This window comes from Pseudomonas sp. UMAB-08 (genome assembly GCF_900095225.1).
Classification (GTDB): Bacteria; Pseudomonadota; Gammaproteobacteria; order Pseudomonadales; family Pseudomonadaceae; genus Aquipseudomonas.
The window spans coordinates 1-12,091 of the sequence record NZ_LT607415.1; the positions used below are offsets into that span (position 1 = coordinate 1).

The 12,091-nt window shown below is 52.7% G+C and carries 9 protein-coding genes, 1 tRNA gene and 1 pseudogene; 3 read left to right on the top strand and 8 right to left on the bottom strand.

Going from position 1 to position 12,091, the window contains the following annotated elements; genetic code table 11:
• Positions 1–177: 177 nt before the first annotated feature.
• From K0F75_RS03065 to K0F75_RS03075, 3 genes are all read right to left on the bottom strand, one after another.
• Complete coding sequence (locus K0F75_RS03065) at positions 178–507, bottom strand: Arc family DNA-binding protein (protein WP_219060378.1); 330 nt, start codon at positions 505–507, stop codon at positions 178–180.
• Between the two features lie 454 nt (positions 508–961).
• Positions 962–1,147, bottom strand: coding sequence for a PA3371 family protein (locus tag K0F75_RS03070; protein ID WP_219060380.1), 186 nt, complete (start codon positions 1,145–1,147; stop codon positions 962–964).
• A gap of 41 nt (positions 1,148–1,188) precedes the next feature.
• Entirely contained in the window at positions 1,189–1,434 is a 246-nt protein-coding gene (locus K0F75_RS03075; RefSeq protein ID WP_219060382.1) for a hypothetical protein, read from the bottom strand.
• Between the two features lie 323 nt (positions 1,435–1,757).
• Here K0F75_RS03075 and K0F75_RS03080 point away from each other — a divergent pair.
• Positions 1,758–1,834: transfer RNA gene (locus K0F75_RS03080), tRNA-Arg, on the top strand.
• A 14-nt stretch (positions 1,835–1,848) separates the two neighbouring features.
• Here K0F75_RS03080 and K0F75_RS03085 read toward each other — a convergent pair.
• Positions 1,849–2,178: a DUF6388 family protein gene (locus K0F75_RS03085; protein ID WP_219060384.1), complete on the bottom strand. Its 330-nt coding sequence runs from the start codon at positions 2,176–2,178 to the stop codon at positions 1,849–1,851.
• 116 nt (positions 2,179–2,294) lie between these two features.
• The gene (locus tag K0F75_RS03090; RefSeq protein ID WP_219060385.1) at positions 2,295–2,534 is read right to left on the bottom strand and encodes a hypothetical protein; all 240 of its coding nucleotides are present in this window, start codon (positions 2,532–2,534) and stop codon (positions 2,295–2,297) included.
• A gap of 510 nt (positions 2,535–3,044) precedes the next feature.
• Between K0F75_RS03090 and K0F75_RS26145 the strand changes: the two are divergent.
• Together K0F75_RS26145 and K0F75_RS03095 are read left to right on the top strand one after the other, a co-directional pair.
• A pseudogene (locus K0F75_RS26145) lies at positions 3,045–3,320 on the top strand (PAS domain-containing protein); the annotation flags it as partial.
• 237 nt (positions 3,321–3,557) lie between these two features.
• Positions 3,558–4,610, top strand: a complete 1,053-nt coding sequence (locus K0F75_RS03095; RefSeq protein ID WP_374028597.1) for a methyl-accepting chemotaxis protein — start codon at positions 3,558–3,560, stop codon at positions 4,608–4,610.
• Between the two features lie 72 nt (positions 4,611–4,682).
• Here the strand turns inward: K0F75_RS03095 and K0F75_RS03100 are convergent, their stop codons facing one another.
• From K0F75_RS03100 to K0F75_RS03110, 3 genes are all read right to left on the bottom strand, one after another.
• The gene (locus K0F75_RS03100) at positions 4,683–8,558 is read right to left on the bottom strand and encodes a CHASE domain-containing protein (RefSeq protein ID WP_219060840.1); all 3,876 of its coding nucleotides are present in this window, start codon (positions 8,556–8,558) and stop codon (positions 4,683–4,685) included.
• 120 nt (positions 8,559–8,678) lie between these two features.
• Complete coding sequence (locus tag K0F75_RS03105) at positions 8,679–10,382, bottom strand: EAL domain-containing protein (protein WP_219060387.1); 1,704 nt, start codon at positions 10,380–10,382, stop codon at positions 8,679–8,681.
• A gap of 475 nt (positions 10,383–10,857) precedes the next feature.
• Positions 10,858–11,931 carry a diguanylate cyclase gene (locus tag K0F75_RS03110; RefSeq protein WP_219060388.1) on the bottom strand — a complete coding sequence of 358 codons (1,074 nt, stop codon included), beginning with the start codon at positions 11,929–11,931 and terminating at the stop codon, positions 10,858–10,860.
• Positions 11,932–12,091 lie beyond the last annotated feature (160 nt).

The following is a 12,091-nucleotide window of genomic DNA, read 5'->3' on the forward strand; positions in this document are numbered from 1 at the left end:
GCCCCGTATCTTTCGGTACGGAGCATTTTCGTTGAGCCTTGTGCAGATTGCTAGGTTTTCACACAGTCTGTGAAGGCGGTTTTTTTTAGCTTGAAAAAAAGTACGACAGCGACCCGATAATAAAAATACCCATAAAAAAGCCAGCTGGATGCTGGCCTGAATATTTTGATCTCGCTGTCAGGACTCGTCGTCGACAGCGTTTTCGGTATCGTGAGCAATCAGCGAAACAAGTGCGTTTTGCTGGCGATGAGAGAGTTGGCGGAACCGCTGCAGCAATTCGCGCTCGTGCATGGACAGTTCCGGGCTGTCGAGACGCAGACTTGGCTCGTCGCCCAGCGCGCCTTCTTGAATCAAGCTCTGCTCAAGGCGAGCAATGATCTCGGAGTTCATGCTGCGGTGATGATTTTTGGCAACCTCATACACGCGGTCACGCATGCCATCAGGTAGTCGTACTACGAACTTGTCAGCCGTGCGGCTGGAATAAGTAGCCTGTTTCATAGGGCTCATATATTTAACCGGTTAGTTCAGAGGGAGCGGTTTTAGCAATTGGCCGCAAGATGTCATGTTGAGACAGCCTTTCTGGACAAATGTTCAACCTGAATGTCAAAGAGGTCAGCATCATGCCTGACTTTTGCCAGTTCCTTGGCGCCAATTCTGTGACAAATATTGAGCCTCATAAAGGCGGTTCGCCAGCACCAATTATCAGAATTGCGGGCTGCTTTGCAAAGTATTCATGTTGCCGACGATCCGAAAGTCCTATTTTAGGCCGATTCAGGCGCCATGTGGTGCACAACAGGCTTCTCATGAGCGTAGAGCGGTTTGATCGATTTGCCAGGGACCATGGGTAAATCAAGCAAATGAAGAGGGCGGGAGATAGTTCTGAGGCGTGCGCGGTCAAATGACCCGTTAGGGTAACGGGTGCTTACTTGCCTTTACAGGTGGAAGCAGAACGGCAGTAAGGTCAGCGCAGCAGCGGGTCGAATTTGATTTTGCGGCCGACGACCAGCGCCACAATGAAGAGCACGATAAACAGGCCACTGGCGATTTTAAGCAAAGAGCTCATGGCATTCGCATCCAGCGGAAGCAGCATATCGATGACGATTGCCATCAGTGCCAGGACCAGAAATGACAGTGCGGATTTTGACATGGCAGTTCTCGTAGGGATTGATACCGGAAAAAATCAGGCGATTAAAAAACCCAACGTTCGGAACGATCAAGCGACAGCGGCATGACGTCGTTGCTGTCATTGGCAAGCATAGCCTTGTTGTTGGAGGACTGGTCGGTCATCACTGCGAAATGTGAAGCCTGCTGCACAAGGTGGTGCGGCTGTACCGGAGCACTGACCTGTCCATCGTCGCTGCTGTTGCCTTGAAACTGAAATGTCACCAGCGCGACGAGGGCAGCAGCATTGAGGAACGAAAGGGCAATGTTCATATTAAGTACCTCCACCTGGAACTTTTTGCAGGGGTTTCCTGTATGAGTAGCTTGTGCATGCCCTGTGCCAAATGAAAATCATTAAAAATATGATTTAAATCAATAGCTTGCACTTGTATTGGTGTGCGCCTGTCTTGCAGTTTGCAATGATGGCCTTTTGCGACAGTGCAATTTGCATGATTACAAACGGGGACGTCATCCAGAACCGTTTCATAGGCGCAGTACTACGGCTTAAAAAGCCAAGGACGACATGACAAAATCATGCAGTGCCGTTAACATGCACGCCGTCCCTGCTGGTGCCTTTCCTGTGCTCCAGCACTCGTGTCTCAGTAGCTCAATTGGATAGAGCATCCCCCTCCTAAGGGGAAGGTTGGCAGTTCGAACCTGCCCTGGGACACCATATTTTTCAGGCACTCAAGCCTTCAGGCCGTGCATCTCGCAATACTCCGTCCACTCCATGCCCGCCATCTCGGCAACTTCCTTGTGCACCTCAATCCGCTGCGCCTCAAATTCTTCAGGGGAGGCCGCCGTCAATTGCAGGGTCAGCTCCCAGGCAAAGAAGCCCAAGCGCTCGGCCTCAGCCTCAAACGCCTGGTGCAGTCGCTCATCGCGGTATTGCGTCATTGGCACGCCGACGGCTTGGGCCTCGAGCGGATTCAGGTTGTCCAATTCTTCGCGGAGGGCAGGGTGCTCCGCGAGAAATTTATCCAGTGCGATTTGGTGCGGCTGTTCAGTTTGGATCATGCAAAGTCCTTAATCGGCTGTGGGTATCGATGTGATTGATCAACTCGTCGTCTATGCCGCCCTGATTTTGTCGGGCGGCATGTCTTGCGTTGGCGTGTTGAATTCCATGAGGATCTTTAATCGTCCGACCTTCGTCCGAGCCTTCCGGTTTTTAAGCTGTCCGTGTACCTGCGAAGCATGTATTCATTTTCTTGAAGCGACAGGATTACCTTCCCTATAAGCTGAGAGGCTTGCTCATTACCCCCCTCGATCAGCTGCGCTGAAAAATCTGAAAGCTGACTCATCGTCTGCTTTAGATTGTCAGCAACATCACCAAGATCGCTTTCCATCGAGCCATTTTTTTGTAGTTTTCTCATCACGCCGCCCTGGCAAAAAAAATCGTTGTAACCGTTGGCTATCGTTTGTTTTGAAGTGCTCGGTCCCTTTTGATTTTAGCCGCTGCTTTCCCTTGCCGTGGTTTTCCGTTATCGAATGAGTGCGCTAGCCAGCTGCATGAAGAGCGTAAGGGCCGCAGGCCATCTGTTCGAGCAGAAAAATCCAGGCATACCCTTGTCTTTTCCGAGCCTGACACTCGTACTGTCCTCGCTGCGCATCCGACCTGAGCCGCGCGCGTCACTGCGAAAATGCGCTGGCATTGCCGGCCGTTTTCATAGACATAACAATGGGAGACGTCCAGAACGAACCATACCTGATGTACGGTGAGGTTTATTGATCTAATGTGTACATACTTAAACAAAGTTGAACTGTTTATTGTCGTGCTTAAGATGTTTTCATGCTTTTTAACTGTTTAGTTAAGTGCGCGATAGGCGCAGTGATTTTGTGGACTATGATGTCGGGATGACAGTAATCTCATGCGGGTATCAATCATGCGTACACCTCGTTCTATCACTGCAGTGGAACAAGTATTTCCGATTGAGCAACGCCTGATCTCGGCGACTGATACTCATGGAAAAATCACTTATTGCAATGATGAGTTTGCAAAAATAAGTGGCTATTCTCGGGAGGAACTCGTGGGGAATCCACATAATTTAGTGCGTCACCCCGACATGCCTTCTGCCGTTTTTGGATTGATGTGGAACTACCTGAAAGCAGGTAAAAGCTGGATGGGTATTGTAAAAAATCGGTGTAAGAACGGTGACTACTATTGGGTCAGTGCCTATGTCACGCCGATCCTCGAAGACGGCCATATAAAAGGCTACGAGTCTGTCAGGGTCAAGCCGACTCAAGCGCAAGTAAAGCGTGCGCAGGTGCTTTATGAGCGTTTACGTGCGGGTAAAAAAGCGGTTCCAAAAAGACGACACCTCGTGGCCACACTGAAAACAATGACCGTCCCAGTCATCGCGGGAGCGGGGGCTGTTGGCGTGATTGGGATGGCCTCTATGCCCGTCGCCCAAGGGGTCACGGCCGGGCTGTTTATTGCGGCAGGTTGGTGGTCGGGTAGTCGGTTTAATGCCCAGTTGACTCAGATTATTAAAAGCTCGCCTGATGCCTTCACGGACCCGGTCAGTGCGCTCACTTACAGTGATGCTTATGGAACGTCAGCTCAGGTCGAAATGATCTTGATCAGTGAAGATGCGCGCCTCAAAACGGCCCTGACTCGCCTGAGCGATCTCGCGAACCAGGTGTCTGAAGCGGCTGCACATTCCTCGCTGCTGTCTAGTCAAACGGAACAGGCCTTGCTGGAACAGAGAGCTGAGACGGACATGACAGCTGCTGCGGTGACGGAGATGGCCGCCTCGATCACTGAAGTCGCCAGGCATGTGCAGCAAACAGCCACTGAAGCGAACACTGCCAACGAACTGGCGGAGCAAGGTGGCAAAGTAGCCGGGGACTCTCGCGACGCCATTCAACTTCTGGCCGGTACGGTAACCAGTATTAGTAATGCTGTGGATAATCTTGCCAATGAAACCCAGCAAATCATGACGGCTGCCGGGATGATTCAGTCCATTGCCGATCAAACAAATCTACTGGCACTTAACGCGGCCATTGAGGCCGCAAGAGCGGGCGAGCAGGGACGTGGTTTTGCGGTCGTCGCAGATGAGGTTCGTGCACTGGCGGGGAAAACGCGTGAATCCACGCAGCAAATCCAGCGTGTCATCGAAACCCTTAAAAAGGGGGCTGACGAGGCCGTAAGCATTGCCCGGTTAGGTATACAGGAGGCCGATCACGGCGTTGAGCATGTGATAGGCGCACAGCGAGCACTCCAGGGTATTCGCGAGGCGATTGAGCGAATAAGTGGTATGGGCCAACAAATGGCCGCAGCCTCTGAAGAACAGGCCCATGTAGCGGAAGATATTGCCCGACAAATTAATAATATGGCAGGCACGGTTGAGATCACGGCCAGGAACGCTAACGCCGCAGTCATTCGTGGCAATGAGCTTGAAAGTACCTCTCGTGGTTTGCGGGCATTGGTTGAGCGGTTTAATCGATAGTGATCTGATCGGCCACGCCCAAATAAATCCCGGGGTGGCCTCGCTATTTAATTAAACAGTACCCATCGTATTTTAAAGCAGGGTGAAGTGCCCGTCAGTGGTGTCAATGGCCGTGGGGTGTGCGATATCAAACTGAACATGCAACTGTTCAACGCTTTCCGTAAGAAGTTGACTTAATTCGTTCAGGCTATGGGCAGCAAGGAGGCGGTCCTCAGTCTGAAAGTTCCCGTGGATCAGTTGCTGTTCAAACTGACTGGCTCGAAGCGACAGGGCCACAGCGCCCATGGTACCCGCACTGCCTTTAATCGCGTGCAACACGGAGGCTGCACTGACCCTGTTTTGTTGTTCGATGTGCTGTTGTAGTTGGGTTATTTGCTGCTGTAATTCAGGACCAAAACCCCTCAATACATTACGAATAAGATCAATATTTCCACCCAAGCGATGGATCATCGATGCGCGTTGCTCGATGATCCACGTACTTTCTTGTTCATGCTCTGTAGTAGTAATCGCTTGCTGGATGATCTCACGCCCTGTCTGAGCGATCAGGGTCGTAATCAGTTGTTCCAGGTCGATGGGCTTGCCAACATGCTCGTTCATGCCCGCGGCGAGACAGGTTTGACGGTCACTTTTTGACGCGTTGGCGGTCATCGCTATGATTGGAAGGGTCGCGAAGCGAGGATTGGCGCGGATGCGCCGGGTGGCCTCCAGGCCGTCGATATCCGGCATCTGTATGTCCATCAACACCGCATCGAACGAGTGAGCATCCGTCATGATCATGCCGACGCCTTCAACGCCACCCTCGGCCAGTAGAACCTGAGCCCCCTCACCGCTAAGAAGCGCCTCGGCGATCTGCCGGTTTATCATGTTGTCCTCGACCACCAACAGACGCAGGCCCGCGAGTCGATTTGACGAGTGAAATGCGGGTGATTGGGCGTTGGGGGAGGGCATGCCAATGCCCTTTATAGCCCGCTGGACGGTATCAGCCAGTTGTTGGGGCGTTACTGGTTTGGTGAGGAGTTCAACGAAGGGGGCATCTCGCTCTTGGTAAACATCGGCCAGCATCTCTCGCCCATAGGCGGTGATCATGATGACGATTGGAGGAGGGAGGCCAGCGCCTTGCTTACGGATCATTTGAGCTGCACTTAGCCCATCCATATCGGGCATCTGCCAGTCCATAAGGACCACGCTATAACGTTCACCTCGCTCTTGGGCTTCCCTTACTCGCTCTACGGCCTTGACGCCCCCGCTGACATAATCTGCTTTCCAGCCTAGCTCATTCACTGTCCGCAGGAGTAGCCCTCCGACGGTGGTATTGTCATCGGCAATTAATATGCGCAGGGCTGAGTCTACGTCTGCACAGGGTGCGTCACGCGGCGATTTTTGCGCTACATCAAGTGTGATATCGAACCAGAAACGGCTGCCAACGTCGGGCTGGCTATCAACCTGAAGCACTCCGCCCATCAGTTTTACCATGCGCCTGCAAATCACCAAGCCAAGACCCGTGCCGCCAAAACGTCGAGTGGTGGAGGCCTCCGCTTGAGTGAAACCATCGAAAATTCGTTCAAGTTGCTCTGGACTTATGCCGATGCCGGTATCCGTAATGGCGATGCGCAGGGACGCAGTATCGGCGGAGCGCCTTAACTGTTTGATGCTGACCACTACTTGGCCTTTTGCTGTAAATTTTAGAGCGTTACCGGCCAGGTTGATCAGAATTTGTTGGAGTCGAAGGCTATCGCCGATCAACACGGCAGGCAGATCAACGTCAAGATCGAACATCACTTCGACCTCCTGCTGTCCATGGTTACCCGCCAATACCACGGCAAGATCGCGCATTAAGGGTTCAAGTTCAAAGGGATGTAAATCCAGTTGCAACTTGTCGGCCTCGATCTTCGAGTAGTCGAGAATGTCATTGAGCAGGCCCAGGAGTGATTTGGCTGCGCTCTGTGCCTTGGTCGCGTAATCGAATTGACGGACATTCAGCTCGGTCTGCAGGACCAGTTGCAGCATGCCGAGGACTGCATTCATCGGGGTCCGTATCTCATGGCTCATATTTGCCAGGAAAGAAGATTTGGACGCACTCGCCGCGTCTGCCTGCTCCTTGGCATGCCGCAGGCGGGACTCCAGCTCCCGCTGGGCGGTAATGTCCATGGCAATGCCCAGATAACCGCCTATCTGCCCTGTCTCATCGCGCATGGCGGTGACTACCAGCGTGACCGGGAAACGCGAACCATCCTTGCGCACGTAATTCCAGTCGCGCGTTTCTGCCGTTCCCTCGATTTCCGATTTGTGCACCAGTACGCGGAAGCCTTCAATGGGGTGGCCGTACTCCTCTGTCAACGCAGCTCCGCGGGCAGCTAACTCCTCGGGTACATGGACTAACGCAGACGTGCTGATATTCAATACTTCATCGGCGTGGTAACCCAGCAAACGCTCCGCGCCCCGATTGAATACGCGAATGATCCCCTGAAGATCTGTCGCGATGATCGACACCTCGGAAGCAGAGTTCAGCACGCTGCCCAGCAGAACATTCAGTTCACTCAACTCTGAGGTGCGCTGAGCGACTTGCACTTCAAGGCTTGAGTTAAGCTCAAGGATTTTTGCTTCAGCGGCCTTTTGGGCAGTGATGTCCCGTACCGTTTTGGAGGCCCCGACGATGTGGCCATTTTCGCCGTAGATTGGCGAGACGGTGACCGACGTATCAATCAGGCTTCCATCGCGACGTCGGCGTAGTGTTTGAAAGCTCTGAATGCGCTCTCCACAACGGATGCGATTCAAGATATTGCTTTCTTCGTCCTCTTTACCCTCAGGCACAATCAAGCTGGCAAGAGGTTGGCCGACGGCGTCTTCGGCGCTATAACCAAACAGGTGTTCAGCGCCTTTATTCCAGCTGGTAATGACACCGTTCAGGGTCTTTCCGATGATGCCGTCCGATGAGCTTTCGACGATTGCCGCCAACCACGCCTGCTGGGCAACAACTACCCGTCGACGCTCGCGGTTCAGGTTCGCCAGCGCAACCAATGCGGCCAGCAGCAGGCTGACTAGCCCACCCAGAGAGAGCGCGAGCTTTGGCGATAGCTGATGCAGGCGTTCTATAAACAACGGGTGGGCACTGAATTCGATTTGCCAGCGCCGACCAAAGACTTCTCGCTCCAGGCGACGGGCAAATAATTTCTCCATATTTGGCGGATCACCGGGGCTGGTGTAGAACGTCTTCTGCCCCGCCGTTGTGATGTCACTTAACTCCAAATGAACCGCCTCATTCTGTCCAGGCAATCCCGCTAGCACGTCTGCTATCCACAGCGGTGCGAAACTCCAGCCAAAGGCCGTTTCCTCTCGTTCGGCAACAGTCGCCGGGGCAGAATTCCCCCTGTAGATGGGCATTAAAATCAAAAATGACTGCTGATGCTTGTCATCGGCTTGAGCCAAATAAATGGGCCCGGTCAGCTTGACCTCTCCTGTACGAAGGGCCGTCTCGGCGGCTGCCCGGCGGTTTTGTTCCGATGCGATATCCAGACCCAATGCAGGCAGATTGTGTTCTGTGGGCTCAATGTACTGAATGACGAAGCGCTCACCTGAATGAGGCATGAGTTGATGAATAGCAAAGTCAGGTTGTCCGTCAGCCTTGGCGGTCTCTAGAAACGTACCCTCGCTACCTGCTGGTACGCGCCGAATAAAGCCAAAACCCATGGCGCCCGGGAATTCAGCTTTTAGGTCACGGGTCAGGCTGTAGCGATGGAATGCATCGCGGGTAATCGAGTACTCGCCCGCCGTGAGCACCGCCCCGCGTGCGCCACGCAAGCCGTATTGATAGAGGTTCAAGCGGCTCACTACGGCGTCAGCGGCCTCTTCTGCCTCGCTGGCCACTGCGGCCTGTGCCTCATGCTCATTAATGCGGTTGATAAAAAAAGCGGTGAGCAGACTGATGAGCAGGCCAAGCCCGAGTGTCATGGCCACGCTGCGATTGATGATGGCGAATGTGGTTCTATTTTTCACAAGGTCATACCCACTGGAAGATTTTATTGCCAGCAAACAATAAGTGAGCAGTACGGCTTCAAAATAAGTGCGGTGTCATGGGGTGACGTCATTCGTTGCGGCTTCAGCCAGGAACGTGCACATGTGCGCAAAAGGAATGGGGCGGGAGTAGAGGAAGCCCTGCATGATGTTGCACCCCAGTGAACGTAGCGTTGCCGCTTGCTCGCAGGTCTCTACCCCTTCGGCCACCAACTCGAGCCCCAGCGCCTCGGCGAACGCGATGATTGCCACAATGATTGCCGCATCGCTTTTATCGACGAGCAGATCCTTCACGAAACTCTGATCGATCTTCAGTACATCAATCGGGAATCGTTTGAGGTAAGTCAGGTTCGAATAACCGGTTCCAAAATCGTCAATTGAAATGCGTACGCCGAGCGCTCGAAGGGCTATCAAGGTTTCCCGGGTGTTATAGAGGGGGCTGGCGTGTACCCCTTCGGTAATTTCAAGCTCCAGTAATTCAGGGCTTAATCCCGAGTCGGCGAGGATATTCATGACCATGCCGAGAAAGGACTCTTCCTGAAGCTGCACGGCGGAAATGTTGACGCTGACAGGAATGGCCTGACCATGTTCATAAAACTTCTTGGCGTCCATGCAGGCCTTTAACAGGACAAACTGGCCAATGGGGACGATCAAGCCGGTTTCCTCGGCCAGAGGAATGAAGTCCATGGGCGGTATAAAGTTGCCGTCGCCATCGCGCCAACGTATCAATGCCTCCACACCCATCACGCGGTTGTCACGGGCATCGATCTTGGCTTGATAAAACACGTCGAAAAGACCGTGCTCTAACGTATTACGCATACCTTGCTCAAGCAGCTGTTTAGCTCGAATACTGCTTTCAATGTCCGAGGAGAAGAATCGATAGCGATTGCGCCCTTCCTGCCGGGCTCGACACATGGCCGAGTCTGCATGCTGGTACAGCGAATCCAGGCTATGGCTGTCATCGGGGAACACGCTGATACCAATACTGGCGGACAGATCGTAACGGTTCGCCTGGATGGAAAACGGAGCGGAAACTGCCGACAGAAGCCGCACGGTTAGAGCGCCTATGGCGTCAACACCGCTGACGTCGGGAAGAAGGATGATGAACTCTTCACCGCGCTGCCGACTGACGGTGTCGACTGCCTGCGAGCATGCTGTCAGCCGTGAACTCACTTCACGCAGCAACTCGTCGCTAACGGATTGACCAAATGAGTCGCTGATCGCTTTTAAGTTGTCCAGATGAATCAAGAGCATCGCAACTTGCCCCTGACTCGACTGAGCATTTTGCAGGGCCTGTTCAATACGATCCTGCAACAAAAAACGGTTCGGTAAACCGGTTAACGCATCATGATTGGCTAGTTTTTTTGCTTCATTGCGCAACGCGATATGCGCCTTGATGCGCGCGCGAGCCAAGGGGATATTCAGTGGTTTTTGGAGAAAATCAATACCGCCGTAATCAAGCGCTCGCAGCTCGTTTTCCGTCTGTGTATGAGAGGTAACGAAAATAACGGCAGCATCACACGTTTTGGGATCGGATTTCAGCGCCCTGCAGACTTCAAAGCCATTCATGCCGGGCATTTCAATGTCGAGTAGCACAACATCAGGTCCCCACCGACGGGCTGCCAGAATTGCGCTTCGACCATCGGTCGCGAGCTGAACATTGCCCAAGTCTCGTACGGCTTCGCTTAGCATCCTGATATCAGTGGTCTGGTCATCGACAACCAAAATAACGGGCTCAAGGCCAAAAATCTTCCTGTGCATTGCGTTGATCCCTGATCGGTTTTCCAGATATTAGTGAGCTTTTCGATGAGTTTTTGCGCTGAAGTGAGGGGGCCTAAAGCCTGATTTAGCATTGCAGACCGGGAAGGCGCCACGTTTGAAGCTCAAACACTTGCCCAGTCCCTTCCTGGACATTCATCATTGGAAAAGTGCGAGTTTAATAGGTCGCCGCTGCGGACTCAGGCCTGCTGAGCGGGCAACGATGTGTTCAATACAAGGTAAGGCGGAGTAGGTGAAACACCTAATTGATGGCTTTTTAATATCATAGACCAAAGATCGTTCTGCACACTAGTTATAAACCAAACAGCACAAAATACTACTCAGTAAAAAGCGTGAATTTTCCTCTGGTGTGTTCAACTTTGTGCAGGTTCATTTAAGTTTGTATGAGTCTTGATACTTGAGGTGATTAGGTGTTTAAGATTGGAGGCTTTGGCACTTTGATTTTTTCACATACTTATTATGTGGTTATTTTGGAAGTGCTTTGAGCTGTTTCGAAACAGGCAACTTGGTTGCGCCCACGCGCTTTTGCTTCGTACAGTGCCAAATCCGCCTGTTTGAACCATTCATTGAACAACATTGGATTGTCGAATGCGGTTAGGCCGATGCTTAAGGTCGCAATGGCCGTCTGTTTTTGACCGAATACAGCGTCAGCGACCTCTACCCTCACCCTGTCAAGCACCTGAAAGGCGGTCACCCTGTCGGTATCAGGCAGGAACACACAAAACTCATCCCCACCGAATCTCGCGACAATATCAGTCGAACGCAGGTGAGACCTGAGTGCGGAAGCCACGTGTCGCAGCACTTCATCCCCAACGAGGTGGCCATGCGTGTCGTTAATCTGCTTGAAATGATCCAGGTCTACGAGTGCGAGACAGCCGTTCGAGACGCCATACCCGCAGCGTTTATATTCGTTTTCGAGCAGCGCGTTCCAGTAACGACGGTTGTAGAGACCTGTCAGGCTGTCGGTCTCACTCAACTCACGCAACACTTCACGGTTCTGCCCTAGTCGGAGCGCCAGTCTGTATAGCGTCCAACCGATGACCAATGGCTGGATGACGATCATTGGTATCGACGAGTAAACCACCAAGGGGCTGCTATAAAGCGAGAAACTTAAGCCGAATATCGCGACGGAGACGGCGATTCCCACCATTTTGGCCAGCCAGCCGCGTAATACAAAGGCCATCCCGCCTGTAGCAACGTTGTTCATTGCCAGCATCGAGAGCATCACTACGCTGGGGAGCAAGTTGAACCCTATGGTCGCGACCCAAAACGCGGAAAAAGCTGAGTCAAGCAGAACACTGCGCCGTTCAATATGCGCTGGATGTTCGGCGGAGCGTGCCAGTGCGAAGGCTATCCACGGCCAAACGAAGCAAAAAGTGATGAGCAGTGCCCACATGAAAGGTGGACGACCTTGCTCCCAAAAGACCCCGGCGACGCAGAAAAAACCAGCTGCCAGCCCTATCGCACGAGGCATCAATGCACGTTTTGCGAAGGCTTGGCTCCTGTTCCTTGCTCCGAATGAACTCGTCATCACTGTATCCATACATCCCGATTATGCAGCTACGGCCTCGCTCAAGGGCTGGCCAAATCGAGCATGAAAATGCATGCGCGCTCGATAATTTAACAGACTTATCGGGTTGTATATCAAAATGCCATCGTTTGCGGCGGAAATGCTCCTGGAGGCTTGTAAG